Origin of the sequence: Bradyrhizobium sp., assembly GCF_035309285.1 — a bacterium.
Taxonomy (GTDB): Bacteria; Pseudomonadota; Alphaproteobacteria; order Rhizobiales; family Xanthobacteraceae; genus Bradyrhizobium.
Map to the genome: position 1 here is coordinate 1 of NZ_DATGFH010000123.1, position 26,973 is coordinate 26,973.

General features: G+C 63.5%; 28 protein-coding genes and 1 pseudogene. 22 read left to right on the top strand and 7 right to left on the bottom strand.

Annotated features, from left to right (window positions below; all coding sequences use genetic code 11):
* The 17 genes from VKR55_RS23355 to VKR55_RS23435 form a co-directional block, all read left to right on the top strand.
* Window positions 1-348 (top strand): hypothetical protein (locus tag VKR55_RS23355; RefSeq protein ID WP_324407026.1); only part of this gene is annotated, 348 nt, incomplete at its 5' end.
* 122 nt (window positions 349-470) lie between these two features.
* On the top strand, window positions 471-653 hold the full coding sequence (locus VKR55_RS23360; protein WP_324407028.1) for a hypothetical protein: 183 nt from the start codon (window positions 471-473) through the stop codon (window positions 651-653).
* 204 nt (window positions 654-857) lie between these two features.
* On the top strand, window positions 858-3,125 hold the full coding sequence (locus tag VKR55_RS23365; RefSeq protein ID WP_324407029.1) for an acyl-CoA dehydrogenase: 2,268 nt from the start codon (window positions 858-860) through the stop codon (window positions 3,123-3,125).
* A complete protein-coding gene (locus tag VKR55_RS23370) occupies window positions 3,125-4,408 on the top strand; it encodes an acetyl-CoA C-acetyltransferase (RefSeq protein ID WP_324407030.1) in 1,284 nt (427 codons plus the stop codon). The genes VKR55_RS23365 and VKR55_RS23370 overlap by 1 nt, the downstream gene beginning before the upstream one ends.
* Before the next feature lie 2 nt (window positions 4,409-4,410).
* Complete coding sequence (locus VKR55_RS23375; RefSeq protein ID WP_324407032.1) at window positions 4,411-6,507, top strand: 3-hydroxyacyl-CoA dehydrogenase NAD-binding domain-containing protein; 2,097 nt, start codon at window positions 4,411-4,413, stop codon at window positions 6,505-6,507.
* Complete coding sequence (locus VKR55_RS23380) at window positions 6,507-6,938, top strand: acyl-CoA thioesterase (protein ID WP_324407034.1); 432 nt, start codon at window positions 6,507-6,509, stop codon at window positions 6,936-6,938. The genes VKR55_RS23375 and VKR55_RS23380 overlap by 1 nt, the downstream gene beginning before the upstream one ends.
* Window positions 6,939-7,176: 238 nt before the next feature.
* Window positions 7,177-7,362, top strand: a complete 186-nt coding sequence (locus VKR55_RS23385) for a hypothetical protein (protein WP_324407035.1) — start codon at window positions 7,177-7,179, stop codon at window positions 7,360-7,362.
* A 104-nt stretch (window positions 7,363-7,466) separates the two neighbouring features.
* A complete protein-coding gene (locus tag VKR55_RS23390) occupies window positions 7,467-8,306 on the top strand; it encodes a DeoR/GlpR family DNA-binding transcription regulator (RefSeq protein ID WP_324407036.1) in 840 nt (279 codons plus the stop codon).
* A 272-nt stretch (window positions 8,307-8,578) separates the two neighbouring features.
* Window positions 8,579-10,123: a glycerol-3-phosphate dehydrogenase gene (gene glpD / locus VKR55_RS23395; RefSeq protein ID WP_324407038.1), complete on the top strand. Its 1,545-nt coding sequence runs from the start codon at window positions 8,579-8,581 to the stop codon at window positions 10,121-10,123.
* On the top strand, window positions 10,120-11,199 hold the full coding sequence (locus VKR55_RS23400) for an ABC transporter ATP-binding protein (protein WP_324407040.1): 1,080 nt from the start codon (window positions 10,120-10,122) through the stop codon (window positions 11,197-11,199). The genes glpD and VKR55_RS23400 overlap by 4 nt, the downstream gene beginning before the upstream one ends.
* A 12-nt stretch (window positions 11,200-11,211) precedes the next feature.
* On the top strand, window positions 11,212-12,297 hold the full coding sequence (locus VKR55_RS23405) for an ABC transporter ATP-binding protein (protein ID WP_324407041.1): 1,086 nt from the start codon (window positions 11,212-11,214) through the stop codon (window positions 12,295-12,297).
* Window positions 12,297-13,184, top strand: a complete 888-nt coding sequence (locus VKR55_RS23410; protein WP_324407042.1) for a carbohydrate ABC transporter permease — start codon at window positions 12,297-12,299, stop codon at window positions 13,182-13,184. The genes VKR55_RS23405 and VKR55_RS23410 overlap by 1 nt, the downstream gene beginning before the upstream one ends.
* Window position 13,185: 1 nt before the next feature.
* Window positions 13,186-13,992 (top strand): carbohydrate ABC transporter permease, encoded by an 807-nt coding sequence (locus tag VKR55_RS23415; protein ID WP_324407044.1) that lies wholly within the window; start codon window positions 13,186-13,188, stop codon window positions 13,990-13,992.
* A gap of 9 nt (window positions 13,993-14,001) precedes the next feature.
* On the top strand, window positions 14,002-14,283 hold the full coding sequence (locus VKR55_RS23420) for a DUF2160 domain-containing protein (protein WP_324407046.1): 282 nt from the start codon (window positions 14,002-14,004) through the stop codon (window positions 14,281-14,283).
* Between the two features lie 53 nt (window positions 14,284-14,336).
* The gene (locus VKR55_RS23425; RefSeq protein WP_414642425.1) at window positions 14,337-16,124 is read left to right on the top strand and encodes an ABC transporter substrate-binding protein; all 1,788 of its coding nucleotides are present in this window, start codon (window positions 14,337-14,339) and stop codon (window positions 16,122-16,124) included.
* 94 nt (window positions 16,125-16,218) lie between these two features.
* A complete protein-coding gene (locus VKR55_RS23430) occupies window positions 16,219-16,860 on the top strand; it encodes a TIGR02466 family protein (protein ID WP_324407048.1) in 642 nt (213 codons plus the stop codon).
* 31 nt (window positions 16,861-16,891) lie between these two features.
* The gene (locus tag VKR55_RS23435; RefSeq protein WP_324407049.1) at window positions 16,892-17,608 is read left to right on the top strand and encodes a hypothetical protein; all 717 of its coding nucleotides are present in this window, start codon (window positions 16,892-16,894) and stop codon (window positions 17,606-17,608) included.
* On the opposite strand, the gene VKR55_RS23440 is transcribed toward VKR55_RS23435, so the two are convergent.
* The 4 genes from VKR55_RS23440 to VKR55_RS23455 all read right to left on the bottom strand — a co-directional run bounded on the left by VKR55_RS23440 (window position 17,594) and on the right by VKR55_RS23455 (window position 22,113).
* Entirely contained in the window at window positions 17,594-18,643 is a 1,050-nt protein-coding gene (locus VKR55_RS23440; RefSeq protein WP_324407050.1) for a tetratricopeptide repeat protein, read from the bottom strand. The genes VKR55_RS23435 and VKR55_RS23440 overlap by 15 nt on opposite strands.
* Before the next feature lie 162 nt (window positions 18,644-18,805).
* Window positions 18,806-19,906: an alkene reductase gene (locus VKR55_RS23445; RefSeq protein WP_324407052.1), complete on the bottom strand. Its 1,101-nt coding sequence runs from the start codon at window positions 19,904-19,906 to the stop codon at window positions 18,806-18,808.
* Window positions 19,907-20,061: 155 nt separating this feature from the next.
* The gene (locus tag VKR55_RS23450) at window positions 20,062-20,565 is read right to left on the bottom strand and encodes a DUF1993 domain-containing protein (protein WP_324407053.1); all 504 of its coding nucleotides are present in this window, start codon (window positions 20,563-20,565) and stop codon (window positions 20,062-20,064) included.
* Between the two features lie 189 nt (window positions 20,566-20,754).
* Window positions 20,755-22,113, bottom strand: coding sequence for a lytic murein transglycosylase (locus tag VKR55_RS23455; RefSeq protein WP_414642426.1), 1,359 nt, complete (start codon window positions 22,111-22,113; stop codon window positions 20,755-20,757).
* A 193-nt stretch (window positions 22,114-22,306) separates the two neighbouring features.
* Here VKR55_RS23455 and VKR55_RS23460 point away from each other — a divergent pair, with 193 nt between their 5' ends.
* A complete protein-coding gene (locus VKR55_RS23460; protein ID WP_324407055.1) occupies window positions 22,307-22,819 on the top strand; it encodes a hypothetical protein in 513 nt (170 codons plus the stop codon).
* Window positions 22,820-22,941: 122 nt separating this feature from the next.
* Window positions 22,942-23,211 (top strand): PilZ domain-containing protein, encoded by a 270-nt coding sequence (locus VKR55_RS23465; RefSeq protein WP_324407057.1) that lies wholly within the window; start codon window positions 22,942-22,944, stop codon window positions 23,209-23,211.
* Between the two features lie 22 nt (window positions 23,212-23,233).
* Here the strand turns inward: VKR55_RS23465 and VKR55_RS23470 are convergent, their stop codons facing one another.
* A complete protein-coding gene (locus VKR55_RS23470; RefSeq protein WP_324407059.1) occupies window positions 23,234-23,662 on the bottom strand; it encodes a hypothetical protein in 429 nt (142 codons plus the stop codon).
* Between the two features lie 279 nt (window positions 23,663-23,941).
* Between VKR55_RS23470 and VKR55_RS23475 the strand changes: the two genes are divergently transcribed.
* Entirely contained in the window at window positions 23,942-24,160 is a 219-nt protein-coding gene (locus VKR55_RS23475; RefSeq protein WP_324407061.1) for a hypothetical protein, read from the top strand.
* 118 nt (window positions 24,161-24,278) lie between these two features.
* On the top strand, window positions 24,279-24,503 hold the full coding sequence (locus tag VKR55_RS23480; protein WP_324407062.1) for a hypothetical protein: 225 nt from the start codon (window positions 24,279-24,281) through the stop codon (window positions 24,501-24,503).
* A 6-nt stretch (window positions 24,504-24,509) separates the two neighbouring features.
* Here the strand turns inward: VKR55_RS23480 and VKR55_RS23485 are convergent, their stop codons facing one another.
* Both VKR55_RS23485 and VKR55_RS23490 read right to left on the bottom strand, forming a co-directional pair.
* Complete coding sequence (locus VKR55_RS23485) at window positions 24,510-24,788, bottom strand: hypothetical protein (RefSeq protein ID WP_324407063.1); 279 nt, start codon at window positions 24,786-24,788, stop codon at window positions 24,510-24,512.
* Window positions 24,789-24,957: 169 nt separating this feature from the next.
* Entirely contained in the window at window positions 24,958-26,403 is a 1,446-nt protein-coding gene (locus VKR55_RS23490; protein ID WP_324407064.1) for a helix-turn-helix domain-containing protein, read from the bottom strand.
* 228 nt (window positions 26,404-26,631) lie between these two features.
* On the opposite strand from VKR55_RS23490, the pseudogene VKR55_RS23495 reads away from it, so the two are divergent.
* Window positions 26,632-26,973, top strand: a pseudogene (locus tag VKR55_RS23495) (isocitrate lyase); the annotation flags it as partial.

Genomic DNA, 26,973 nt, shown 5'->3' on the forward strand with positions numbered 1-26,973 from the left:
ATAGTCTTCTATCCGCGCAGGAAGCAGGCAGACCTGGTCCCGGCTCTCGCCGCTCTTGAATGTGTGATTCGTCATAAACCGAATCGTACATCAATTGCCGGAAATGCCGAGTTCTTGCCCAGCCTCGACGGGCAAATCATCACTTCGTATTTTACGAAGTCATTGTCAAGTCCCGGAAGTAAAAATATTTCGCTTTTACAGAAGGAAAAGCGGAGGCATATTGATTGCCATCCCGTCCCGAGAAGAGGGGCGTTGGCCATCGTCGCGAACGAGGGGCGGGTTGCGGTGGACGCAGAGGCGCCTTTGACGAGGGGTGCTGACGCGTACGACGAAGACGCGTGGTCCTGACGCCTCGGTGCTGGCGTCAAGTTCTCGAGAAGCAAGCTTCTCGGGGACGATGGTGGCAAGAAAGCCGATCACCAAGGGAGAGCGCGCTATAAGTCGTAAAGCCATTGCGCAGGGAATGTCGGATGCTCTCCGCTGCCCTGTATGCTCGTGTGCGCACTTCTCTTGCCATTGCACACGAGACCGCGGGTGCAGCGCGCACCCGGCATTCCCTGCGCCCTCCAACTGCCGAGGGTGAAGCGATTTGGAAAATCTCGCGCGCAACGTGCGGCGAGAACGCCGATCTGTATCTGTTCGTTGAAAACTGAACCATGCGTCCCGGCCCGCAAGGGGAGGTATCAAGGCATGCGGGCGCAATCCATTCCCGGAACCGGCACGCTCTCGCGTCGTTATCCGTCGCTGCCCCCAGGCATCAATTTCTCCCATTTTTCGGAGCGAAGTGTTCACCCAAGTACGGCACTTTCCGCTAGGATCAACCCGCCCCGTGCCGCCGATTCATGAGGAGCACCGCCATGAGCTTCCGCCGCGACTTCATCACCAAGCCGATCTTCTCATGGGCGCGCGGCGTGCTGCCGTCGATGTCCGATACCGAGCGCGAGGCACTCGAAGCCGGCGACGTCTGGTGGGACGCCGACCTCTTCACCGGCAACCCCGACTGGTCGAAGCTGCTGGCATTTCCGCAAGCAACGCTGACCGATGAGGAGAGGGCGTTCCTCGACGGTCCGGTCGACGAGCTCTGCGCCATGCTCGACGACTGGAAGATCAATTGGGAATGGCGCGACCTGCCCAAGGAAGCCTGGGACTTCATCAAGGCCAAGAAATTCTTCGGCATGATCATCCCGAAGGAGCATAGCGGGCTCGGCTTCTCGCCCTATGCCCATTCCGAGGTCGTGCGCAAGATTTCTACGCGCTCGCTCGCCGCCGCCGTCACCGTGATGGTGCCCAACTCGCTCGGGCCCGGCGAGCTCCTGATGCGCTTCGGTACCAAGGAGCAGCAGGAGCGCTGGCTGCCACGACTCGCCGACGGCCGCGACATTCCCTGCTTCGGCCTGACCAGCCCGGAGGCGGGCTCGGATGCCGCCTCGATGATCGATAACGGCATCATCTGCAAGGGCAGTTTCGAAGGCCAGGAGGTGCTCGGCCTCAAGCTCAATTGGCACAAGCGCTACATCACGCTCGGTCCCGTCGCAACGCTGCTTGGGCTTGCCTTCAAGGCCTACGATCCCGATCATCTCGTGGGGAATACGGAAGAGCTCGGCATCACCGTCGCCCTGATCCCGACTCACCTGCCCGGCGTCGAGATCGGCCATCGCCATCTGCCGTCGATGCAGGTATTCCAGAATGGCCCGAACTGGGGTCGCGATGTCTTCATCCCGCTCGACTACGTCATTGGCGGTCAAGAGCGCCTCGGCCAGGGCTGGAAGATGCTGATGACGGCGCTCGCAGCCGGCCGCGGCATCTCGCTGCCGTCGCTCTCCGCCGCTGGTGCGGCCTATGCCGCACGCGTGACCGGCGCCTATGCCCGCATCCGCGAGCAGTTCGGCATCTCTATCTCCAAATTCGAGGGCATCGAGGAGCCGCTGGCGCGCATCGCCGGCACGGCCTATCAGCTCGACGCCGCGCGCCGGCTCACTTGCGCCGCGCTCAATGCCGGCCATCATCCCGCGGTCATCTCCGGCATCATGAAGCTGCAGGCGACCGAGCGGATGCGGATCGCGATCGACGACGCCATGGATATTCATGGCGGCAAGGCCGTGATCGACGGGCCGCAGAACTATATGGGCAACCTCTATCGCGCGGTGCCGGTCGGCATCACGGTCGAGGGCGCCAATATCCTGACCCGCAATCTCATCGTGTTCGGGCAGGGCGCGATCCGCGCCCATCCTTATTTGCTCGAGGAGATGAATGCGCTGCGCGAGACCGACCACGACAAGGGCCTGGACGCCTTCGACAAGGCATTCTGGAACCACGTCGGCCACAGCATCACGACGCTGTTCCGCGCGTGGGGCCGGAGCTGGACGCTCGGCGCGTTCACATCAGTGCCGGAGGTCGGCGACGCAACGCGCTTCTACCGCAAGCTCTCGCGCTATGCGTCGAGCTTTGCGCTCTGCGCCGACATGGCGCTGCTGACGCTGGGTGGCGCCTTGAAGCGCAAGGAGATGCTGTCGGCGCGCTTCGGCGATATCCTCTCCGAGCTCTATCTGCTCTCGGCGGCAGCAAAGCGCTGGCAGGACGAAGGCCGGCAGACGGAGGATTTTGCCGCACTCGAATATTGCATGGCGTCCGGCTTCAAGACCATCGAGAGCCGGCTGGCGGAAATCCTCGCGAACCTGCCGAACCGCTTTGTCGCGTGGATCCTGAAATTCGTGGTCCAGCCTTTTGGCGCGCGCGTGGTCGGGCCTTCCGACCGTGCGGTGCATCAATGCGCCGAACTCATCCTCGAGCCGTCGGCGGCGCGCGAGCGGCTCACGCCCGATCTCTCCCATGTCGATGACGACGGCGGCCGGGCGCGGCTGGAGAAAGCCTTCCTGCTGGTCACGTCCTGCGAGGACGCCGCGAAGAAAATGCATGCCGCGCATCTGCATGACCCGAAGGAGGCGGTGACCAAGGGCGTCATCACGGAGGCCGAGGCCGATCGGCTGGCGGAAGCGCATGCTGCAGTCGCCAAGGTGATCGAAGTCGACGATTTCGCGCCCGAGGCGCTGTCGCCGATTTACAAGAAGTCCGCCGATGTGCATCAGTTCTTCCAGGAACTGGGTGAGCAGAGGGCGGCGAGCTGATGGCGCGACCAGTCTTTGTCATTGACGGCAGTCGGACGCCGTTCCTGAAAGCGCGCTCCGGCCCAGGGCCGTTCACCCCTGTCGACCTCGCCGTCCAATGCGGCCGGCCGCTGCTCGCGCGGCAGCCCTTTGCGCCCGCCGCCTTCGACCAGGTCATCCTCGGCGGCGTCAACGTCATCGCCGACGAAATGAACCCGGCGCGTGTTGCGGCGCTGCGGCTCGGCATGGGCGAGGCCATGGTCGCCTTCACCGTGCAGATCAATTGCGGCTCCGGCATGCAGTCGATCGACACCGGCTACCGCTACATCCGCGAGGGCGTCGCCAACCTGATCCTCGCCGGCGGCGCGGAGGCTTTGAGTTATGCGCCGCTGGTCTGGCCGGCGCAGGGCGTGCGCTGGTTTGCCGGCCTCGCCGGCGCCAAGGGCATCGGCGCCAAGATCATGGCGCTGCTCAAAGCGCGCCCGAGATATTTCAAGCCGATCATCGGGCTCGAGCGGGGCCTGACCGATCCCATCACCGAGCTGAACATGGGCCAGACCGCCGAAGTCGTCGGCCACCTCTTCGGCATCACCCGCGAGCAGTCGGATGCCTATGCGGCCGAAAGCCATCAGCGCCTTGCCAAGGCGCAGCGCGAAGGTTTCTTGAAAGGCGAGGTCGAGACGGCGTTTGCCCGCGACGGCAAATTCTACGACCATGACGACGGCGTGCGCCCGGATTCCACGCCCGAGACGCTTGCGAAATTGCGGCCTGTGTTCGAGCGGCCATGGGGCCAGGTCACCGCCGGCAATTCCTCGCAGATCACCGACGGCGCGTCCTGGGTGATCCTCGCATCCGAGGAGGCAGTCGCCGAGCACAAGCTGACACCGAAGGCCGTCATCCTCGATAGCCAGTGGGCGGCGCTCGATCCCTCGATCATGGGGCTTGGCCCGGTGCTGTCGGCGACCGCGCTTCTGAAGCGCAACGAACTTTCACTCGCCGATATCGAGACCTGGGAATTGAACGAGGCCTTCGCCACGCAGGTGCTCGGCTGCCTCGCCGCCTGGAACGATGAGACCTTCTGCAAGGAGATTCTGGGTCTCGACGGCGCCGCGGGCCGGATCGACCAGGCCAAGCTCAATGTCGATGGCGGCGCGATCTCACTCGGCCATCCCGTCGGCACGTCGGGCAACCGCATCGTGCTGCACCTGATCAACGCGATGAAGCGGCTCGGCACGCGACGCGGCATCGCCACCGAATGCATCGGTGGCGGGCAGGGCGGCGCGATGCTGATCGAGGCGGTGTGACCATGGAATCGAAGGTCCTGGACGTACTCGATGACCGCACCCTCGCGCTCGGACCCAAGCCGGATGTGACGAGCCCCTATCGTCATTTCAAACTGACGCGCGATGCCGACGGCATCGCCTGGCTTCTGTTCGACCGCGGAGGCGCGAGCACCAACACGCTTTCGTCCGACGTGATGGAAGAGTTCGACAAGGTCTTGGGCGAATTGGAGAGCCAGCGCCCGGCCGGTCTCGTGATCCGCTCGGCGAAGAAATCCGGCTTCATCGCCGGCGCCGATGTCAATGAATTCCGCGGCGCGAGCGACGCGAGCGTGGTCGAGACGGCGATATCCCGCGCGCACGCGATCATCGATCGCCTCGAAGCATTGCGCGTCCCCGACGTCGCCGTGATCCACGGCTTTTGCCTCGGCGGCGGGCTCGAGGTCGCGCTCGCCTGTCAGTCGCGGATCGCAATTGATGGCGCGCGCTTCGGCTTCCCTGAGGTGATGCTGGGCCTGCATCCGGGGCTTGGCGGCACTGCGCGCTTCACGCGGCAGGTCAGTCCCGTGCAGGCGATGACCTTGATGCTCACCGGCCGCACTATCGATGCACGCCGCGCCAAGGCGCTCGGCCTCGTCGATGCCATCGCGCAGGAGCGGCATGTCAAGAACGCCGTGAAGGACGCGGTGTTCGGCCGGCTCAAGCGGTCGCGGCCGGGCGTGCTCAACACGATGCTCAATTCCGCCCCCGCGCGTGGCTTCCTCGCCTCGCGCATGCGCCGCGAGGCGGCCAAGAGCGCTCCGGCAGAGCATTATCCGGCGCCCTATGGCCTGATCGATCTCTGGGAGAAGCACGGCGGCGACAAGGTCGCGATGCTCTCGAACGAAAAGACCTCGTTCGCGCATCTGATGGTGACGCCGACCGCGCAAAACCTGATCCGCGTCTTCTTCCTGCGCGATGAGATGAAAAAGCTCGCCGGCTCCGGCAACAAGGTCGAGCACGTCCATGTCATCGGCGCCGGCGCAATGGGCGGTGACATCGCAGCCTGGTGCGCGCACGAAGGAATGCGCGTTACGCTTGCCGACATGAAGCCGGAGCCGATCGCGGGCGCGATCAAGCGCGCCGCCGATCTCTTCGGCAAGATCATTCGTAAGCCCACGGAAGTCCGCGACGCGCTCGACCGCCTTGCGCCCGATATGAGTGGCGAGGGCGTTCGCAACGCCGATCTCATCATAGAGGCGGTGCCGGAGAAGCTGGAGCTGAAGCAGAAGGTCTATGCCGGCCTCGAGCCGAAGATGAAGGAAAGCGCAATCCTGGCGACCAACACGTCCAGCATTCCGCTGCAGGATTTGCGCACCACTTTGCAGCGGCCCGAGCGGCTTTTGGGCCTGCACTTCTTCAATCCGGTGTCGCGGCTGCAGCTCGTCGAGGTCGTCAGCCATGATGGCAATGACCCGGCGCTCCTGAAAGAGGCGATGGCGTTTGTCGGCGCCATCGATCGGCTGCCGCTGCCGGTGAAGAGCTCGCCCGGCTTTGTAGTCAATCGGGCGCTGACGCCGTACATGCTGGAAGCCATGGTGATGCTTGACGAGCGGATCGACCAGCGCCTGATCGACGCGGCCGCGGAGAAATTCGGCATGCCGATGGGGCCGATCGAGCTCGCCGACCAGGTTGGCCTCGATATCTGCCTCGATGTCGGCGACATGCTTCGCTCGAAATTCGGAGATCTGCTGCCGCCGACGCCCGCATGGTTGCGCGAGAAAGTCGCCAAAGGAGAGCTCGGCCGCAAGAGCGGCAAGGGCTTCTACACCTGGAAGGACGGCAGGGCGGAGAAGGGCCCGCTGCCCGAAACCGGTCCCCGCGTCACCGACGAGATGATCGACCGCCTGGTGCTGCCGATGTCGAACGTTTGCGTCGCGTGCCTGCGCGAAGGCATCGTCGACAACGCCGACGTCGTCGATGGCGCAATGATTTTCGGCACCGGCTATGCGCCGTTCCGCGGCGGGCCGCTCAATTATGCGCGCACGCGCGGCGCGGACGATGTTGTCTCGACGCTCCGCCGGCTCGCGGAAAAATTTGGCGGTCGCTTCACGCCCGACGCCGGCTGGGAGACTTTCAAATAATGACCGATACCCATGTGCACGCGCCGCCCGTGACCGAGGCCGAGCCGCAGGGCCAGCTCTGCACCCGCACGCTCGCGATGCCGGCCGATACCAACCAGAACGGCGACATCTTCGGCGGCTGGCTGCTCAGCCAGATGGATATCTCCGGTGGCGTGTTCGCGGCCAAAGTCACCAAGACGCGCAACGTGACGGTTGCGATCGACGCGATGAATTTCAGAAAGCCCGTCTTTGTCGGCGATCTCGTCTCCGTCTACGGCACGCTCGTGCGCATCGGCCGGACCTCGATCACGGTGCATCTCGAGGCATGGGTGACGCGGCGCAAGGAAACGCAGGCGATCCTCGTCACCGATGGCAATTTCACCTATGTCTCGATCGACGACAATGGCCGCCCGGAGGCAATCAGACAGGACCGCAGTCTGCTGACGACTTGATGGCTTCGCTCGGTCCTAGTTTATTCACTCCGCTGTCATACCCCGCAAAAGCGGGGTATCCAGTACCCTGCGACTTCTCGGCTTCATCACTGCCGCCTCGGGAATACTGGATCACCCGCTTTTCGCGGGTGATGACAGCTTTCCATGCCGCCAATTCGTCGCACCCTTCACGCATCCGTGTGAGGAACGAACCGGCACCCCCTCCGTTGTTTGTCCGGGCTTGAATTGAGACCGGGCAATGTCAGATTCCTACATCATCGAAGTTTCCTCGCGCGCTGCGGGCATCGTGGTGCGCGATGCCTTGGGCTACCGCTTCTTCGCCGCGGCGCAACCGTTTTTCCGCCTCGATGGCCGCCTGTTCCGCCATGTCGTCGACGCCCAGCGCGCTGCGGTGCAACTCGCCAATAGCGATGCGGGCGCCTAGCGCTTTAACTCTCCTGCCGGATTGGTTTCATCTCGCGAAACTCCTGCGTTGACCGCACCCGCGAACCGCCGCTATTTTTGGTGTGTTCCAAAGGGGCGCTAGCTGTGGCCGGACTCTCGCATCGCCAGACCGAAATCCTCACTATCGCCCGCGCCTCGGGCCGGGTGCTGGTGGAGGATCTCGCGCGGCGTTTCGAGGTGTCCGCGCAGACCATCCGCAAGGACCTCAACGATCTCTGCGAGCAGCGCGCGCTGACCCGCATCCATGGCGGGGCGATGATCGCCTCGGGCGTGGAAAATCTCGCCTATGAGGCGCGCCGCTTCGTCGCAGCCGACGAGAAGAAGGCGATCGGCGCAGCGGCTGCTGCCCTGATCCCGAACGGCTGCTCGCTCTTCATCAATATCGGCACCACGACGGAAGAGGTCGCCGCGGCGCTGATCTCGCACGAGGACCTGCTCGTCATCACCAACAACCTCAATGTCGCGATGCTGCTTTACCGCTATCCGCGCATCGAGGTCGTGGTTGCCGGCGGCGCGGTGCGCCGGGCCGACGGCGCCGTGGTCGGCTCGACCGCAACCCAGCTCATCGGTCAGTTCAAGGTCGATTACGCCATCATCGGCGTGTCCGCGATCGATGAAGAGGGCGCGCTTCTCGACTTCGACTATCGCGAGGTGCAGGTGGCGCAGGCGATCATTGCCAATGCCCGGAGCGTCATGCTGGTTGCCGATTCCACCAAGTTCACCCGCTCTGCGCCGGTGCGCATCGCGCATATGAGCCAGATCAACACCTTCGTCACCGACTCCGCGCTGCCGGCGGGCATCGCCAACATCTGTCATTCGCGTGGCATCCAGGTGATCGAGGCGATGCCGAAGCCGGCCGCCGACGTCGATGAGGCCGATGCCGGCGAAGGCGCCAACGCGCCGATTCCGATCCGGCGGGCGTAGATCCATTTCCGCGTAGTCCTTGCATCTCTCCCGCTTGCGGGTGGGGAAATCCTCTCCACACGAACAATCCGGCTCGCGGCGGCACCCTCACCCCAACCATCCCCCGTAGCGGGAGAGGGCGCGCACCCGCCGCGCCGTGTCCTGGCTGCACCGACACCGAATAAATCTGCCCCAACAGTTTCATTTTCGTTTGCTTTCGTTTTTGTTTGTGGTTTAGTCAAAAGCGAAAGCGAAATCGCCGAAGTGAAGGCGGCGCGTTGGGGAAGCGTTCTTTGGATCGGATTTTCGACCTCGCGATTATCGGGGGAGGCGTCAATGGCTGCGGTATCGCGCGCGATGCCGCCGGGCGCGGGAATTCCGTTTTCCTATGTGAAATGAATGATTTGGCGAGCGGGACCTCATCCTGGTCGACCAAACTCGTGCATGGCGGCTTGCGCTATCTCGAATATTACGAGTTTCGTCTCGTGCGCGAGGCGCTGATCGAGCGCGAAATCCTCTGGCAGATAGCGCCTCACATCATCCGCCCGCTTCGATTCGTGCTGCCGCACCATGCCGGCCTGCGCCCGACCTGGCTGCTCAGGCTCGGCCTCTTCCTCTATGACCATATCGGAGGGCGCCATTTGCTTCCGGCGACGCGCTCGGTCGATCTCGCTCATGATGTGGTCGGCCGTCCGCTGATTCCAGGCCGCTACACCAAGGGGTTCGAGTATTCCGACTGCTTTGTCGACGATGCGCGCCTCGTTGCACTGAACGCGCGCGACGCCGCCGACCGCGGCGCCGAGATTCGTACGCGCACCCGCGCCACCGAAATTCGCCAGAGCGACGGCATCTGGCAGCTCAACGTCGAAAACACCATGACGAAGCAGCGCTCGATGATCCGCGCCCGCGTGCTGGTCAATGCCGGCGGGCCATGGGTCGAGCAGGTGTTGAACTCGGGCGCGGGGGTGAATGCGCGCGCCAAAGTGCGGCTGGTGCAGGGCTCGCACATCGTGGTGAAGAAGCTCTACGAGCACGACCGCGCCTACATGTTCCAGAATGCCGACGGCCGTATCGTGTTCGTCATTCCCTACCAGGATGATTTCACTCTGATCGGTACCACTGATCGCGACTATCACGGCGATCCCGCCGAGGTGAGGGCGACGGACGAGGAGATCGCGTATCTCTGCAGTTCTGTCGGCGAATACCTGGCCAAGCCGGTGACGCCGGACGATGTGGTCTGGACTTATGCCGGCGTGCGTCCGCTCTATGACGATGGCGCCAGCGAAGCCAAGGCTGCGACCCGCGATTACGTGTTCGAGCTCGATACGCCCGGCGGCGCGCCGATGCTCTCGATCTATGGCGGCAAGATTACCACCTATCGCCGGCTTGCCGAGGAGGCGCTGGAACGGCTGTCGCCCTATCTGCAGAGCACCAAGGCGCGCGAGGGCTGGACCGGCAAATCGCCGCTGCCGGGCGGCGATCTCGACGTCTCTGCACTGCCGGCGCTGACTGCGGAGCTGCAGCGCAACTACCCGTTCCTGTCACTGGAGCACGCGAGCCGGCTCGCGCATGCCTATGGCACCCGCGCGTCAAAACTGCTCGGCACCGCCAAGACGTTGGCCGATCTCGGCGAATCCTTCGGCGCCACGCTGACGGCGGCCGAAGTGAACTACCTGATGACGTCCGAATGGGCCGTCAATGCCGAAGACATCGTCTGGCGGCGCTCCAAACTGGGCCTGCGGATGTCCAAGGAGGAGATCGCCGCCCTCGACGGCTGGATTGCGGCGCATCGCAATCCGCATGTAAGTCCCTTGCTCGAAGCAGGAGGACGAACATGAGCGTCACACTCGATCATGTCACACGCGTCGTCGATGGCATGGAAACCATCCGCGACGTGTCGCTGACGCTGGAAAAGGGCACGCTGAGCGTGCTGCTGGGCCCGACGCTGTCGGGCAAGACCTCGATCATGCGGCTCCTGGCCGGCCTCGACAAGCCGACCACCGGTCGCGTGCTGGTCGATGGCAAGGATGTCACCGGCATCGACGTGCGCAAGCGCTCGGTTGCGATGGTCTATCAGCAGTTCATCAACTACCCCTCGCTGACCGTCTACGAGAATATCGCTTCGCCCTTGCGGGTGCAGGGCAAGCCCAAGGCCGAGATCGAGCGGCGCGTCGCGGAAGCGGCGAAACTGCTGCGGCTCGAGCCGTTCCTGAAGCGCACGCCGCTGCAGCTTTCCGGCGGCCAGCAGCAGCGCACCGCGATTGCGCGCGCGCTGGTGAAGGGCGCCGATCTCGTGCTGCTCGACGAGCCGCTCGCCAATCTCGACTACAAGCTCCGCGAGGAGCTGCGCGCCGAGCTGCCGCGCATTTTCGAGGCCTCGGGGGCGATCTTCGTCTATGCCACGACCGAACCGACCGAGGCTCTGCTGCTCGGCGGCAATACCGTTTGCATGTGGGAGGGCCAGGCGCTGCAGGCCGGCGAGACCACAAAAGTCTATCGCCATCCCGATACGCTTCGCGTCGCGCAGGTGTTCTCCGATCCGCCGCTCAATCTGGTCGCGATCGAGAAGAAGAACGGCGCGGTGGAATATGCCGGCGGCATCACGGCGCCTTCCACCGGGCTTTACGCCAAGCTCGGCGACGGCGCCTATCGCGTCGGCTTCCGCGCCCATCAGCTCGAGATCGCCAATGGGCAGACCGGGCGCCACGCGTTTCCGGCAACCGTGACGGTCACCGAGATCACGGGCTCGGAGAGCTTTGTCCATTTGCATCGCGACTCCGTGAATTGGGTCGCGGTGCTGCATGGCGTGCATGAATATGAGCCCGGTCGGCAGCTCGATGCCGTGCTCGATCCCGATAATGTCTTCGTCTTCGATGCGGCCGGGCGGCTCGTCGCATCTCCCGGCGCCAATTGAGGGAGATGCAATATGGCCCGCATTGACCTCGTCGATCTCGCGCACTCCTACGGTGGCGCACACGCCCCGGCCGAAAGCTTCGCGCTGAAACCCGTGACCATGACCTGGCGGCAGGGCGGCGCCTATGCGCTGCTCGGTCCGTCGGGCTGCGGCAAGACCACGCTGCTCAATCTCATCTCCGGCATCATCACGCCGACGCGCGGGAAAATCGCGTTCGACGGCACCGATGTCACGCCGCTGTCGACACAGAAGCGCAACATCGCGCAAGTGTTCCAGTTCCCGGTGATCTACGACACCATGACGGTCGGGCAGAATCTGGCATTCCCATTGAAAAATCGTGGTGTGCCGAAGGCCGAGATCGACAAGCGTGTCGCCCAGATCGCGCAGCTCCTCGATCTCACGCCCGATGTCAATCGCAAGGCCACGAGGCTCACCGCGGATGCCAAGCAGAAGATCTCGCTCGGCCGCGGGCTCGTGCGTTCCGACGTCGCCGCCGTCCTGTTCGACGAGCCGTTGACGGTGATCGACCCCGAATTGAAGTGGCAGTTGCGTTCGAAGCTGAAAGCGCTGCACCGCGAGCTCGATCTCACCATGATCTATGTGACGCACGACCAGACCGAGGCGTTGACCTTCGCCGATACGGTGGTGGTCATGCATGACGGCCGCGTGGTGCAGAGCGGCACGCCGGCCGAATTGTTCGAGAAGCCGGCTCACACCTTCGTCGGCTATTTCATCGGCTCGCCCGGCATGAACATCGTGTCGGCCGAGGTCGACGGCCGCGAGGCGCGCATCGACGGCCACGTCATCGGACTGCACCGCAATTACGGCGTGCTGCCGAAGGGCGCGAAGGTCGAGATCGGCGTGCGTCCCGAATTCGTCGATATCGCCGCGCCCGCATCGGGCTTGTTGTCGGCCACGATCGAACGCATCGACGATCTCGGCCGCATCCGCTTTGCCCGAGTCCGCGTCGGCGATGCCAAATTCGCCGCGCGCGTACCGCCCGGCTTTTCCGTGCCCGGAGACACCGCAGGCCTGATCTTCGATCCGGCCCACGTTCACGTCTATGCCGACAGCATCCTGGTCGAGGGGAAGGCGTGATGAGGAAAACCTTCAACAACCGTGCCTGGCTGCTGGTCGCGCCCGTCATGATCGTCGTGCTGTTCTCGGCCCTGCTGCCGATGATGACCGTCGTCAACTATTCGGTTCAGGACGCGATGGCGGAGAATCATTTCTTTTGGAACGGCGATGCGTGGTTCCGCGACCTTCTCAATCCGGCAACCGAAATCGGCAGCCGCTTCGCGGGCGCGCTCGAACGGAATCTGATCTTCTCGCTCGTCGTTTTGCTGATCGAGGTGCCGCTCGGCATCGCGCTTTCGCTCGCGCTGCCGCGGCGCGGCTGGGCGGTCGGTCCAAGTCTGGTGCTGATTGCGCTTCCGATGCTGATTCCATGGAACGTCGTCGGAACCATGTGGCAGATTTTTGCGCGGGCCGACATCGGTCTGTTCGGCGCCGCGCTGACGGGCTTGGGTCTGCATTACAACGATACGCAGGATCCGGTGTCGGCATGGTTCACCATCCTCTTGATCGACGTCTGGCACTGGACACCGCTCGTCATTCTCTTGAGCTACGCCGGATTGCGCGCGATTCCCGACGCGTTTTATCAGGCGGCCCGCATTGATGCCGCCAGCCGCTGGTCGGTCTTTCTCAACATCGAATTGCCGAAGCTGCAGCGCGTGCTTGTTCTCGCGATCCTGCTGCGTTTCATGCAGAGCTTCATGATCTACACCGAGCCTTTCGTCGTGACCGGCGGGGGCCCGGGCAACGCGACGACGTTCCTGTCGATCGACCTGGTCAAGATCGCGCTGGGACAGGTCGATCTTGGCAGCGCCGCCGCGATGTCGCTGGTCTACTACCTCATCACGATCGCGCTGTGCTGGGTCTTCTTCACCGCGATGAGCCAACTCGATCTGTTGAAGGAGGCCTGAGATGAATCGCGGCATTCTCCCGAAGATCGGCCTCGTGTTCTATCTCATCTGTCTGATGCTGCCGATCTACTGGCTCATCAATATGAGCCTGCGAAGCAACGAAGACATCATGTCGGGTCTCGCCATCTGGCCGCGGAATCCGTCGCTGGTCAAATATTTCTTCATTCTTCACGACCCGACCTGGGTGCACGGATTCCTGGTGTCGCTGACCTACGTCGCGATCAACACGGTGATCTCGGTAACCGTAGCGTTGCCGGCGGCTTACGCGTTCAGCCGGTATCGCTTCATCGGCGACAAGCACCTGTTCTTCTGGCTGCTCACCAATCTGATGGCGCCTACCGCCGTATTCGCGTTGCCGTTCTTCAATCTCTATTACGCGGTCGGCCTGTTCGACACGGTGTGGGCCGTTGCGCTCGCGCATTGCCTGTTCAACGTGCCGCTCGCGGTCTGGATTCTCGAAGGGTTCATGAGCGGCGTGCCGCGCGAAATCGATGAGACCGCCGCGATCGACGGTTATTCGTTCCCTCGTTTCTTCGTGCGCATCTTCCTGCCGCTCGTCGCCAACGGCGTCGGCGTCACGGCTTTCTTCTGCTTCATGTTCTCGTGGGTCGAGCAGCTGCTCGCCACGACGCTGACCGCGACCGATGCGTTGCCGTTCGCCGCGGTCATGTCCCGCACCTATTCGGCGTCCGGAATGGATTGGTCGCTGCTCGCAGCCGCAGGCGTGCTGACCATGATTCCGGGAGCCCTCGTCATCTGGTTCGTGCGCAATCACATAGCCAAGGGCTTCGCCCTCGGGCGCGTGTAGGAGGCAGGCATGTCGTCATTCGCGTGGATGGCCTGGACATACCAGACAGCGATCTTCTTTGCCTTCATCGCGCTGTCGCTCGTCATCCTGACCCTGCTCGCGATCTACCGGCCGGAGAAGCCGCGCAAGGGCATTCTCGGATTTCCAACGACGCGAGGCGACCGCTTCTTCGTCTCGTTGCTCGGCTCCGCCTTCATTTTCATTCTGTGGATGCGACTTGACGGCGGAGAGCTTTGGTACGCGCTCGCGATCTGTATTCCGTTCGCGGTCGCCATGTTTCGTTTTGCGTGACTGTAACTGCCTCGCGCGTTGTGTGCGGGGTCAACCAGGGGAGGAAAGGGAAGATGGATATCAAACGTCGTGACGTTCTGAAGGGTATGGGCACGGCCGCGGCGGCAGCCGCGGTCGGTGCGCCAGCACTGCTCACACCGACCGTGAGCTATGCGCAACAGGTCGATGCCGCCAAGAAGTGGATCGACAACGAGTTCCAGCCGTCGACGCTGACCAAGGATCAGCAGATGGCCGAGATGGAATGGTTCATCAAGGCATCGGCACCTTTCAAGGGCATGCAGGTCAGCACAGCTTCGGAGATTCTCGGCATTCACGAGTACGAGTCGAAGACGCTGACCAAGGCATTTGCCGAGATTACCGGCATTCAGGTCAACCACGAGATGATGGACGAAGGCCTGATCGTCGACAAGATCTCGACGGAGATCCAATCCGGAAAGCCGATCTACGACTTCTGGATGAATGACTCGGACTTCATCGGCACCCATCCTCGCTATAACGACGTCGTCGGTGGCTCGTTGACCGACTTCATGGCGGGAGAAGGCAAGGAGATCACCAATCCGAATCTCGACCTCAACGACTTCATCGGGCTGTCGTTCGCGACATTCACCGATGGCAAGCTATATCAGTTGCCGGACCAGCAGTTCGCCAACCTCTACTGGTTCCGGTACGACTGGTTCAAGCGCCCCGAGCTCAAGACCGCATTCAAGAACAAGTTCGGCTACGAGCTCGGTGTCCCCGTCAATTGGTCCGCCTATGAAGACATCGCCGACTTCTTCACCAACACGGTGAAGGAAATCGACGGCCAGCGGGTCTACGGCCACATGGATTATGGCAAGAAGGATCCGTCGCTCGGCTGGCGATTCACCGACGCGTGGCTGTCGATGGCCGGCAACGGCGACAAGGGCCTGCCGAACGGCAAGCCGGTCGACGAGTGGGGCATCCGCATGGAGGACGGCATTCCACGCGGCTCCTCGATCACGCGTGGCGGCGACGCCAACGGACCGGCCGCCGTATATGCACTCACCAAGTTCGTCGAGTGGCTCAAGAAATATGCGCCGCCGGAGGCTGCGGGAATGGACTTCCTCGAGGCCGGCGCGGTCCCGGGGCAAGGGCATATCGCCCAGCAGATCTTCTGGTACAGCGCATTCACGGCGGCGCTCTCCAAGCCCGAGCTGCCGGTGATGAACTCGGACGGCACGCCGAAATGGCGCATGGCACCGAGCCCGCACGGGTCTTACTGGAAGGACGGCATGAAGCTCGGCTATCAGGACGTCGGCTGCTGGACGTTCCTGAAATATGCCAAGCCCGAGAAGGTGAAGGCAGGATGGCTCTACGCGCAGTTCTGCGTGTCGAAGACGGTCACCCTGAAGAAGTCGGTCAAGTTCCTGCACGTGATCCGCGAGAGCGACATCTGGGCGGACGCGATGACGGCGCTTGCACCGAAGGTTGGCGGTTTCGTCGAGTTCTACCGCAGCCCGGCGCGCAAGTTGTGGACGCCGACCGGCGTCAACGTGCCGGAATACGGCAAGCTGGCGCAGGTCTGGTGGCAGAACGTCTCGCGGGCGATCTCGGGTGAAGCAACGGCTCAGCAGGCCATGGACGGTCTGGCCAAGGCGCAGGATGACATCCTGGCTCGCCTGGAGAAGTCCGGCGTGCAGGGCAAGCTCGGGCCGAAGCTCAATCCAGAGAAGACCGCGGAGTACTGGTTCGCCAAGGCCGAGAAGGACGGCAACGTCGCTCCGCAACGCAAGCTCGCCAACGAGAAGCCGCAAGGCATCACGCAGGACTACGACGAGCTCATCAAGAGCTGGAAGGCGGAAGTTCCGCACAAGAAAACCTAAGCCCGTTGACGCCTGATGCATGGGGTGGGAAGCTCCTTCGGGGGTCCCACCCCTTTTTCTTTAACGAAAGCAAACGGTTCGAAGATCTCCGGGCATGTCCGGCACCGAAGTCGAAGTAAAGGGGTTGTTTGCTACGCCGGTAGCCGCAGTGATGTTGCCGGGCGCCGAGGAGCGCAACGCGGAATTGACCGAAATCATCCTGCGGCGCCGCGCCGAGCAGCCATCGATCGGTGCGTCGAGCATTGGCGGCTGGCATTCGACGCGCGACATCGTGGAGTGGGGTGGCACGGGCATTCAGCAGGTGTTGAGCGTCGGCCGCTCTGTCGCGACACAGTTGACCGCGGACCGCAATGGCAACCCGATCAAGCCAGACTGGAAAGTCGAAGCCTGGGCCAACGTCCTTGGACCGGGCGGCTCGAACGCATGCCACTATCATCCGGGTTCATTCTGGTCCGGCACCTATTATGTCGCCGACGGCGGTTGCGCCGATGACGCCTCGCTCGGCGGCGAGTTCGAAATGTTCGATCCGCGTGGCCCGGCACCGATGATGCATGCGCCGCTCTTGAAGTTTGCCGGCGAGGATGGCCGCTCCGCGGGAAGCGCGCAGACAATTCGGCCGCGTGCCGGGCTGTTGTTCCTGTTTCCGTCGTTCCTGTTGCACGCGGTGCGCCCCTACACCGGCAATGCCTTGCGCATATCGATCGCTTTCAACCTGGGCTTGTATCCGAACTCATGAAGCTCGAAATGAGCGGCAAGCGAGTGGCCTCATGCGGGTGACGTTTCGTTGCGATCCGGCATTGGTAGACAAGCTGGCGCGGCCAATTCCCGCGCGCCAAGCCTTGCCCGACTGGCTCAGAAACATGCCCGGCACCGCCTGGTCTGCCGTGCACGGCGAGGACGTCCGTACGGTCAAGCATTGTCCGCCCTTCGTCGATGCGATGGCCTTCGGCTTTATTATCCCGCTTCCCTGCGATGTCACCGTGCGCGACGGCGTGCTGTCGTGGGATTGGGATTTGCCGCAGCTCTCGGCCGAAGCGCACCCACGCTCGCCGATCAGCTTCCACGTCCCTGCGCAAGTGACTGCGACGCCGTTTCACGACGCGGCAACGTCCATCGTGAAATTCAACAGCTTCTGGACCATCGAGCTCGAGCCCGGCTACTCGCTGTTTGCGACTCATCCCGTCAACCGCGCCGATCTTCCGTTTCGGTTGCTGAGCGGACTTGTCGATTGCGATCGTTTCTCCGATGTCGGCGTGTTGTTTCCGGCGGTCTGGACCGACCCCGGTTTCGAAGGTGTATTGCCGCGCGGCACGCCCGTCGCGCAATGCTTTCCGGTCGCGCGAACCGCGCTGGAGCTCAACTGTGAAGCGTTTTCGGCTGGTGCGGCGCGCCGCTATGACGAGACTGCCGCTCTGCTCCTCAACCGACGAGGCGTCTATCGGCGAAAATTCCGCGCGAGGAGGGGGCGCTCAAGTGACGAGTGACTGCCTGAGCCGTTCGGGGTCGAGCCACAATTCGCCGCGCGGGGAAGCAGGAAGGGCCTGGGCGATGCGGCCGAATGTATCGGGGCGAAGCCGCATCGCGCGACCGAACATGGCTTTGGCAGCGGCGAGGTCACCAGTCTGCTGCAGGCAGATGCCGAGGTTGACATGGGCTTCTGCGAGCTCGGGAGACAAGCTCAGGGCGCGGCGATAGGCTGCGATTGCGGTCGCGGTATCATGCGAATCCTGGCAGATCAGCCCATAAGCAAACCAGAGATTTGCACTTGCGATGTTTGACGCAAGGATGCGCTCGAGCTCCGCTCGCGCGGCCGCAAGCTCGCCCAGCTTGTGGAGGCAGAGCGCGAGCTGCAATGCGATTTCGGCGTTGCCGGGCGATCGCGATCCGGCCTTGCGCAGGACATCGACGGCCTCGCCAAGCCGACCCAGCTCCCGCAAGCTCGCGGCGCGGGCGATTTCGTGGCGGGGATTTTGAACCACCTCCGCGGCGCGCGTGAAAGCGACCAGCGCCGCCTCGAACTTGCCGGCCTTGTGCAGCGCCATGCCGATTTCGTGCCATCCTTCGGCATGGCCGGGAAAGCGGCGCAACAGATCCTGTAAGGCGTCGTTTGCTTCCGGGTCGCCGAGCTCCAGAAGCGCAATACACGTCATGAAAGCTGCGTCGGCTCTTTCAGGAGCGCATTGCGCGGCCTCGCGGAAGAATTGCAGGGCGTGAGGGAGATCGCCTGCGGCTCTTGCCGCGCGGCCCGCGAGAAGCAGAGCCGGCGCGTGTCTCGCCTTGAGCGCGAGGCACGATCGCGCCCAGCGGAGCGTCTTGTCGTGGTCACCGCGCTGCCAGGCGACCGTTGCAACGAGCTGATGGGCTGCAGGGTCATCCGGTGCGTCGTTGATCAGCGCGCTAGCCAGCGTCCCTGCTTGCTCGATGCGACCTTCGCGCAACGCCGCAAGCGCCGCGTTGATCTGCTCGGCGCGCCGCTGGTTCTCGGGGGAAGTATCAGGTCGGTCGGACGAAGCCGTCATGGTGGCATTAGAGACGCATCAGCGGTGAAGCGCAACCACCTGCGGTCATCGCCCGGCTCGACCGGGCGATCCAGCTTTCCTGAGACCTCAGAGCTTATGCCGGGACGCCTCTGGAATACTGGATGCCCCGCTTGAAGCGGGGCATGACAGTCTTCGAGGCAACTACTCCGCGGCCTCTGCCTGCTCGAGCGACGGATAGTCCGTATAGCCCTTGGCGCCGCCGCCGTAGAACGTCGCCTTGTCCCACGCATTCAGCGGCGCGCCCTTCTTCAGCCGCTCGACGAGGTCGGGGTTGGAGATGAAGGGCTTGCCGAACGCAATCAGGTCGGCGGCGTTCGCCGCGAGCTGCTTGTTGGCGAGCTCGAAGTCGTAGCCGTTGTTGGCGATATAGGCGCGCGTGAAACGCTTGCGCAACGAGGCATAGTCGAACGGCGCATTGTCGCGCGGGCCGCCGGTCGCGCCTTCGATGACGTGGATATAGACGAGCTTCAGCGCCTCGAGGCCGTCGACGATATGATCGAACAGCGGCTGCGGATTGGAGTCGGACACGTCGTTCGATGGCGTCACCGGCGAGATGCGGATGCCGGTGCGCGCGGCGCCGGCTTCGGCAGCAACCGCCTTGGAGACGTCCAGCATCAGCCTCGCGCGGTTCTCGATTGATCCGCCATAGGCGTCGGTGCGCTTGTTGGTGCCGTCTTTCGCGAACTGGTCGAGCAGATAGCCGTTGGCGCCGTGAACCTCGACGCCGTCGAAGCCGGCCGCGAGCGCATTCGCCGCACCCCGCTTGAAGTTGTCGATGATGCCGGGAATTTCCGAGAGCTCGAGGGCGCGCGGCTCGGAGATGTCGATGAACTGCCCGTTCACAAAAGTCTTGCCCTTGGCGCGGATCGCACTTGGCGCCACCGGCTTGCCGCCGCCCGGCTGCAGCGAGGTATGCGAGACGCGGCCAACATGCCAGAGCTGCAGGAAGATCCGCCCGCCGCGCTCATGCACGCGGTCGGTGACCTTGCGCCAGCCTTCAACCTGCTCCTTCGAATAGATGCCGGGCGTATCCTGGTAACCCTGACCCTGCTGCGACACCTGCGTGGCCTCCGTGATCAGAAGTCCGGCGGAAGCGCGCTGGCTGTAGTATTCGACCGCAAGCGGGCTCGGCACCATGCCGGGCGGCATCGCGCGGTTACGCGTGAGCGGCGCCATCACCAGGCGGTTGGGCAGCGTGATCGGGCCAAGCTTGTAGGGCTCGAAGAGTTTTGTGGTGCTCATTGGACGTCCGGAAAGGATGGCAGATGGCCTACAATTGTGCATTGCGGCGGCGGGCGCAAGGTGACAGCCATTCGTGACACGCAGGGGTGAAGAGCGCGGCCTCGTCATTCCGAGGCGCCGCGAGGCGACGAGCCCGGAATGACGAGGGGAGAGAGTTAGGCCACGCCCAGAAAATCGCGCTTGCCGATCTCGACGCCATTGTGGCGCAAAATTCCATGCGCGGTCGCCGCATGAAAATAAAAATTCGGAAACGAGAAGCGATTGAGAAATTGCTGCCCCGTCAGCGTCATCGTTGTGTTGGGGCCAGCCGGGAACGACACTTCTTTTGTCTCGCCGCCGTCAAGCTGCGCAGGCTTGAAGGTCTTCAGATAATCGATGGTTTTGGCAAGCCGCTGCTGCAGTTCACCAAAGCTGGTCTCGGTATCGGGCGTCGACGGCACCGCGGCTTGCGCGAGCCGGGCACAACTCTTGCCGGCGAAATCGCAGGCGAGCTGGATCTGCTTGGTCAGCGGCAGCATGTCCGGATAAAGCCGCGCGCCGAGCAGCACGCCGGGCTCGATGTTTTTCGCCTTGCAATGGGCTTCCGCCTTGCTGAGCAGGCCGGACAGCGCATTGAGGATTTGCAGATAGGCAGGGATGGTGGCGTCGTAAAAGGACATGTGATGCTCTTGTTCAGGTGGGACTAGAAGCATCGCTCGAGATGGGGTCGCGGCGGAGAAAAAGCAACTGCGGCTGTGAGCGAACAGCATTCGGTCGTACCGCAATTTTCACCTTGCCCCGCTCTTGTCCGCCGAAGCCCGCCTTCTGGCGCAGGCGGATGCGGGGAGAGGAGAGGGAGAAGAAAAGAGCTACCGCGTCGCGCGCAACGTGGCCGGCTCCGCCTGCGCGCGCGGCACGCCGCGCATCCTGGCGAGCAGTTCGGCCGTCGGCCAGGAATCCGCCGGCAGGCCATATTTGATCTGCATCGCCTTGATTGCGCTTCGGCTCTGCTGCCCAAGCACGCCGTCGACCTTGCCGACATCGAAGCCCGCGCGCACCAGAAGCTGTTGCAGCTCCTTGATCTCGTTGAACGGAAGCTGCGCCACGGGCACGGCGGGCCTGCGCATCGGCGGCGCGCCTGCGATGCGGGTGGCGAGATAGGCCGCAGTGGTCGAATAGATCAGCGAGTTATTCCATTGGGTGTAGGCCGAAAAATTCGCGTAGACCAGAAAGGCCGGGCCCATCCGGCCCATCGGCAACAGCAGCGACGCCGGCAAATTATCGTTCGGCAGCGGCCGTCCGTTGGCATAGGTCACCCCTAGCTGCGCGAATTTTGCGCGCGGCAATTGAATGGTGAGGTCGGCCTGGTCCCAGGGAAAATTCGCCGGCGCGCGCACTTCTTCCAGCCACGGCTCGCCGCGCCGCCATTTCAGTCCGGTCGCGATATAGTTTGCAGTCGAGCCGATCACGTCCGGCGCGCTGTGCAGAAGATCGCGGCGGCCGTCACCGTCGTAGTCAACCGCGTAGGTGAAATAATGCGTCGGCAGAAATTGCGTCTGCCCGAGCTCGCCGGCCCAGGAGCCGATCATCTCGCCTGGTGTGAGATCGCCGCGGTCGATCACCTTCAATGCCGCGATCGTCTCGTTCTGGAAGCGCTCGCTGCGGCGGCAATCATAGGCGAGCGACACCAGCGAGCGCAGCGTCGGCAGCTTGCCCATGTTGGCGCCAAAATCGCTCTCCAGCCCCCAGAACGCGGCGATCACCGCCGGCGGCACGCCATACTCCTTCTCGGCGCGCGCGAACGCCGCCGCGTAGGTCCTGATATGCTGCTGCCCGTTCTGCATGCGGAAATTCGCCGCCATGCGGCCGGCGAATTCGATAAAGATCTGGCCGAACACGCGCTGGCCACGATCGCGGTTGACGATGCCCTGATCGTAGACAAGGTAAGGCGAGGCCTCGGCAAGCGTCCGCTGCGATACGCCTTGCCCAGCCGCCTGCTGTTTCAGCCCGGCGAGGAAGCGGTCGAAACTTGCGCCGTTGTGGCAGGATGCGGCACGCATCGAGGGCGTAGACGCGACGCCGGGCGGCTTCGGCGTGAGCGGCCTTGCTATCGGTGCCGGCCGCCCGAATGGGGGAAGCAGTTGCTGCGCGACGGCTGCCGACGTCAGCGTTGCAATGCCGGCGACCGCTGCGATCGCCGTTCGAATTCCGGATGAAGAGACTCGCATCGAGGTGGCTGTTCCCTGCCCAAACCTGCTCCGGCATAACCGAATCTGCCGCGAAAGGAAACCAAAGCAGCGTTCTTGTTCACGATGAACGCGAACCTGGCCTGTGCCCGCCATGGCCGCGCAGGAACAACAGCTACGGGTAAGTGGTTGAGACGAAAGGCCGCTGCGCAGGTCTCCGCGAGCGGAGGATGTCATGAGAAAGCTGTTCATCCTGTCGACCACACTGATGCTCGCTGCATCCGCGCTGGCGCTCGCGCAGGCTGTTCCAGGCGGGCGCAATTCGCCGGCCGGTCCCTCCAATGCGCCGGCTTCGCCTGCAACGTCCGGCGGCACGACCGGAACCAATCCCCTGTTCAGCCTTCATGACATGCCGTGCTCCGTCTCGCCCAATGCGACTGGCGGCATCACGACGTCACCCTCCTGCGGGACCGATCCGCTCGCCGTGCCGACGCAGACGATCCCCGCGACAGGGCAGGGCAGCGGCTCTCCGGCGCTGCCATCCGAAGCCGCAGGCAGCGCTGGTGCCGGCACGCAGAGCTCTCGATCCACGGGTGGGACCAACGGTTCAACGACCCAGGGCGCGAACACCGCGCCACAGACGGGATCGGCTGGCGGCGCTGCGTCGGGCACCACGACGTTCTGTGCGTCGACCTTGCCCACGACCGGCGGGCGGTCCGGCGTGGGGAGCCTGGTCGGCGGGTGTTGAGGCTTGGCGGGCATGCCCTTCAGAAATGTCCGCTTTAATCGCTAAACTTCGAGGCGATGCGCTAAGCCGGGCTTTACGCGCGTGCGGCTAATGTGCTGGCCGGTCCAACAGGGAAAGCCACCATGACCGTGCAAGAGCGGCCTAAAGTGCAGCGCGAGCCGCGACGGCAGATGAACGGCCGGACGGCCCACATCATGCTCGATCGTGGAACGAAGGAGCTTGAGTGCTCCGTGATCGACGTCGCGCCCGGCGGCGCCAGGATCATCGCCGACGCCGACATGGATGTCGGCGATCACTTCGCGCTCGCACTGGTCGCGACCCACAGCAGGCGCCAGCGCTGTGAAGTGGTCTGGCGTCATGACAAGACGTTTGGGGTCAAGTTTCTGACGTGAGGCGGCTGCATCAGGACTGCGCTCACCGGTCCTCTTCCCGTGGATGCACCCACAGATATGGCGTGATTTCGCGCCGCGCAGTCAGCTTGATCATGTGCACGGGCGGAGCGTGCCGGCCCTTGTGGCAGGCGCGGCATTTCAGCGAGGCCTCGAGCTTCCATAGCGGCGTATTGCGCGGGCGGCGGATGGTCTCCAGCGGAATACTCGCGCGCGTCTTGCAGCGGTTGCATTCGACCTCGAGGAAGCCAAGCCCGCCATTGAGGCATTGGCCGATGGTCGGCGATGGTTGCGCCGGCCCGCCATAGCCTTCCATGCGGATCGACCAGGCCTCGGCTTCCGCACGATCGGCCTCGCGAACGGCCCTGGCCGCCGCCTCACGCGCCGACTGCGCGCGGATTTTCGCGCCGATCAACCGGCCCTGAAAGGCGGATTGGCGTGACCTCGAGCCCATAGCGGCCAAATTACAGCGCCACGCGCCGCGAGGCGCAACCGCCACTAGCCTTAGCGGCAGAACAGAACATCAGCACACCAGCGCTGCGGTTATTCAAGCGGCGGTATCGAGGGATTGGGCAGATCAACGTCGCGCCGTCGTGAACCGATCTTCGCCGCTGCCTCGGAACCAGCGGGGTAGTGCGGCGTTTTCCCGACAATCCAGAAATCTCAAATCAATTCAGCCAGGGGCAACTGCATCGTCTGCAGGGCTCACTGGCGCCCATTCATTGGTGATGCGATGAAGGATTTTCCGGAAGCTACGTTCGTGCCCGAGATCGTGGAGGCGATGACGGAAGCGCTCGATGCATCGGTGGCGTCGCTGCCGCATCCGGTCTCATCGACCCAGGTCAACCTGCTCGCAGAATCCATCCTGCGCACAGCGCAACAAGGCGAGCGTGATCCCGTGGTCCTGCAGCGCATGGCGCTCTTGGAATTGCAGATCACGCCACGCGCGTGATTTTGCCGGAAGGAAACTGAAACACGTTCGCGGGATGACAACGCGCCAGTGGAACATTCACCCCAGCCGCGAGTTTTCCGGGTTTCCCTCGTGGAACTGCTGACGTGTGAGGTGCGCCATGATCAGGCTCTCTCTTGCCTTAACGCTTCTTCTTGCCAACGCACCGATCGCGCTGGCGCAACATGCTGGCACGCCGCAGGAGCAGCGGGCCTGCACGCGCGACGCTCAGCGCTTTTGCCGGAAGGATCTCGGCAACGACGACGCGGTTCAGTCGTGCCTGCAGCAGCACCGTACGCGGCTCAGTCGAACCTGCAAGAAGGTCTACGAAAGCCACGGCATGTAGCCGCGCCTAGCGCTGCCCGTTGGTGTGGGCGTTCCAGTGGCCCCAGCTTACATTGGTGAGGCTGCGAAAGTCGGTGCCGAGCGGACGGCGGGTCTGCTGCTCATAGGCCGAGATGCATTTCTCGGACTCCGCAAGCTTGCGTGAGAGTTCGTCGATCGCTTTCTGCGTCTCGCCGATCCTGTCATGGCCGGTGGTGAAGCGGGCGATCTCGAGCTTCTTCAGCGCTGCGCGGTTCTTCTTGAGCTGCACCCGGTGCCAGGCAATCCTGCTGTTGCTGTCGGCCATCGCAAAACCTCCTGATTCGTTCCACCATATCACAGCGACTCCATCGCGAGAATCTGATGGCGGTTGTGCGAAGAGGAGAGTTCCCCGGCGCGATTTGGCCGCGTGATGGACGCAAATGCGGCGAGACAAATGACGTGAAAATGCGCCTCCAAGGGAGAGTTGAGGTCGCTCACAGCTCTCGCGCATTCGAAAACGCGAACGACGATACCCGCCGCGTGTTCTCATCCAGGATCAGCGTCCGCGTGATCGGCGGCTCGGCACGCTGGCTGCAATTCTCGCGTTCGCAGAGCCGGCAGTTGACGCCGATCGGCGTGCCTTCGGCCTTCTCCAGATCCATGCCGGTCGCATAGATGAGCCTTGCGGCGTGGCGGATTTCGCAGCCAAGCCCGATCGCAAAGCGCGGCTCGACCAGCGGATGCGGCGCAACGGGCCTGCGCACCACCTGCGCGATCGAGAAATAGCGCGTGCCGTCGGGCAGCTCGATCACCTGCTTCAGGAGCCGGTCCGGCGTGTCGAAGGTCGAATGCACGTTCCAGAGCGGGCAGGTGCCGCCGAACTTGGAGAAGGGGAAAGTGCCGGAGGAGAAGCGCTTGGAGACGTTGCCGGCATTGTCGACGCGGAGCATGAAGAAGGGAATGCCGCGCGCGTTGGGTCGCTGCAGGGTGGTGAGGCGGTGACAGACCTGCTCGAAGCCGGCGCCAAAGCGCTGCGCCAGCACATGCACGTCGTAGCTCAGCGCTTCCGCCGCCGCATGGAAGGCCTGGTAGGGCATCATCACACAGGCCGCAAAATAGTTCGCGAGCGTGATGCGGTACAGCCGCCGCGGCGCGTCGTCGAGCTTGCCGGCGCGGCCGATGAGGGTCTCCAGCGTGCTGCCGCATTCGGCGAGCGCCACCTGGAAGGCGAGCTGGAAGGTGCGGCTCGGCGCGTCCACGAGTTCGGAGATCAGGAGCTGGCGGCGATGGCGGTCGAAGCGGCGCAAGGTTTCCCGCATCACATCGACCGGCATGACGCGGGTGACGACCGAATGCTTCTCGCGCAAGCGCGTGACGAGCGCGGCATCGAGGCTCTCGGCCGGCACGTTCAATTCGTCGCGCAATTGCTCGGCGGCCTGCTCGAGCTCGGCGAAATAATTGCGGTTGGCCTCGATCAATTCGCGCACGCGCTCGATCGGATTGGCTTCGAAGCGCGAGGCTTCGTCGCGGTCGGCCATCTGCGCCGCCGCCAGCGTCTCGCCCTGTCTCGCCTCGGTGTAGGCGGCATAGAGCCGCTGCAGCGCATGGGTGACGCCGGGGCAGAGCTCGGCGAGGTCGCGCAGCTCCTGCTTCGGCAGGTCGATCTGGCGGAACAGGGGATCGGAGAAGATCTCGTTCAGCTCGGCGAAGAAGCGGTCCTCGTCGGCGGTGGCGAGATCGCGCAGGTCGAGGTCATAGGCCTCCGCGAGGCGGAGCAGGATCTGCGCGGTGACCGGGCGCTGGTTGCGCTCGATCAGGTTGATATAGCTCGGCGAAATCCCGAGCCCCTCGGCGATCTGGGTCTGCGACAGGCCGAGTTGCTGGCGGATGCGCCGGAAGCGCGGGCCGACAAACAGCTTCTTTCCGGTGTCCGAGGGCATGGCAGTCTCGTTGACCCATTTTGTGACAAAAATGACAAATCGACATCTATGACAAGTTCATATGTTACATGACATCATCAATCGAGCGCAAGGCGCCTGTACTAATTAATCCGACTGGCGTTTAGCTCCTGCCACGCATTTTGCAATGCACTGTCAAGAATGTCGACGAGAGACAAGAGTGGCGAAGGCAAACGCTGCAGAATTGTCGTCACCGAAAGGATCACGTACATGAACTACCAGCCACGCGGCATCAGTGACCGGGCGATCCAGGGACCGGCTTCCTATCTGAGCGAGGTTGCAGCTGCTGAGGCGCTCCTTGAGACCAAACCGACCTGGAACGGGGTGACGGCCGAGGCCGTCGCGCGCATGCGCCTGCAGAACCGCTTCAAGACCGGCCTCGACGTCGCCCGCTACACCGCGGCGCTGATGCGGGCCGACATGGCCGCCTATGACGGCGACCCCACCAAGTACACCCAGTCGCTGGGCTGCTGGCATGGCTTCATCGCCCAGCAGAAGCTGATCTCGGTCAAGAAGCACTTCGGCACCACCGATCGCCGCTACCTGTACCTG

Excerpts from the sequence above, each read along its gene's own strand:
- VKR55_RS23360 (WP_324407028.1), top strand. The coding sequence starts at position 471 with ATGCTCTCCGCTGCCCTGTATGCTCGTGTGCGCACTTCTCTTGCCATT.
- VKR55_RS23365 (WP_324407029.1), top strand. The coding sequence starts at position 858 with ATGAGCTTCCGCCGCGACTTCATCACCAAGCCGATCTTCTCATGGGCG.
- VKR55_RS23370 (WP_324407030.1), top strand. The coding sequence starts at position 3,125 with ATGGCGCGACCAGTCTTTGTCATTGACGGCAGTCGGACGCCGTTCCTG.
- VKR55_RS23375 (WP_324407032.1), top strand. The coding sequence starts at position 4,411 with ATGGAATCGAAGGTCCTGGACGTACTCGATGACCGCACCCTCGCGCTC.
- VKR55_RS23380 (WP_324407034.1), top strand. The coding sequence starts at position 6,507 with ATGACCGATACCCATGTGCACGCGCCGCCCGTGACCGAGGCCGAGCCG.
- VKR55_RS23385 (WP_324407035.1), top strand. The coding sequence starts at position 7,177 with ATGTCAGATTCCTACATCATCGAAGTTTCCTCGCGCGCTGCGGGCATC.
- VKR55_RS23400 (WP_324407040.1), top strand. The coding sequence starts at position 10,120 with ATGAGCGTCACACTCGATCATGTCACACGCGTCGTCGATGGCATGGAA.
- VKR55_RS23405 (WP_324407041.1), top strand. The coding sequence starts at position 11,212 with ATGGCCCGCATTGACCTCGTCGATCTCGCGCACTCCTACGGTGGCGCA.
- VKR55_RS23410 (WP_324407042.1), top strand. The coding sequence starts at position 12,297 with ATGAGGAAAACCTTCAACAACCGTGCCTGGCTGCTGGTCGCGCCCGTC.
- VKR55_RS23415 (WP_324407044.1), top strand. The coding sequence starts at position 13,186 with ATGAATCGCGGCATTCTCCCGAAGATCGGCCTCGTGTTCTATCTCATC.
- VKR55_RS23420 (WP_324407046.1), top strand. The coding sequence starts at position 14,002 with ATGTCGTCATTCGCGTGGATGGCCTGGACATACCAGACAGCGATCTTC.
- VKR55_RS23425 (WP_414642425.1), top strand. The coding sequence starts at position 14,337 with ATGGATATCAAACGTCGTGACGTTCTGAAGGGTATGGGCACGGCCGCG.
- VKR55_RS23430 (WP_324407048.1), top strand. The coding sequence starts at position 16,219 with ATGTCCGGCACCGAAGTCGAAGTAAAGGGGTTGTTTGCTACGCCGGTA.
- VKR55_RS23435 (WP_324407049.1), top strand. The coding sequence starts at position 16,892 with ATGCGGGTGACGTTTCGTTGCGATCCGGCATTGGTAGACAAGCTGGCG.
- VKR55_RS23440 (WP_324407050.1), bottom strand. The coding sequence starts at position 18,643 with ATGACGGCTTCGTCCGACCGACCTGATACTTCCCCCGAGAACCAGCGG.
- VKR55_RS23445 (WP_324407052.1), bottom strand. The coding sequence starts at position 19,906 with ATGAGCACCACAAAACTCTTCGAGCCCTACAAGCTTGGCCCGATCACG.
- VKR55_RS23450 (WP_324407053.1), bottom strand. The coding sequence starts at position 20,565 with ATGTCCTTTTACGACGCCACCATCCCTGCCTATCTGCAAATCCTCAAT.
- VKR55_RS23455 (WP_414642426.1), bottom strand. The coding sequence starts at position 22,113 with ATGCGAGTCTCTTCATCCGGAATTCGAACGGCGATCGCAGCGGTCGCC.
- VKR55_RS23460 (WP_324407055.1), top strand. The coding sequence starts at position 22,307 with ATGAGAAAGCTGTTCATCCTGTCGACCACACTGATGCTCGCTGCATCC.
- VKR55_RS23465 (WP_324407057.1), top strand. The coding sequence starts at position 22,942 with ATGACCGTGCAAGAGCGGCCTAAAGTGCAGCGCGAGCCGCGACGGCAG.
- VKR55_RS23470 (WP_324407059.1), bottom strand. The coding sequence starts at position 23,662 with ATGGGCTCGAGGTCACGCCAATCCGCCTTTCAGGGCCGGTTGATCGGC.
- VKR55_RS23475 (WP_324407061.1), top strand. The coding sequence starts at position 23,942 with ATGAAGGATTTTCCGGAAGCTACGTTCGTGCCCGAGATCGTGGAGGCG.
- VKR55_RS23480 (WP_324407062.1), top strand. The coding sequence starts at position 24,279 with ATGATCAGGCTCTCTCTTGCCTTAACGCTTCTTCTTGCCAACGCACCG.
- VKR55_RS23485 (WP_324407063.1), bottom strand. The coding sequence starts at position 24,788 with ATGGCCGACAGCAACAGCAGGATTGCCTGGCACCGGGTGCAGCTCAAG.
- VKR55_RS23490 (WP_324407064.1), bottom strand. The coding sequence starts at position 26,403 with ATGCCCTCGGACACCGGAAAGAAGCTGTTTGTCGGCCCGCGCTTCCGG.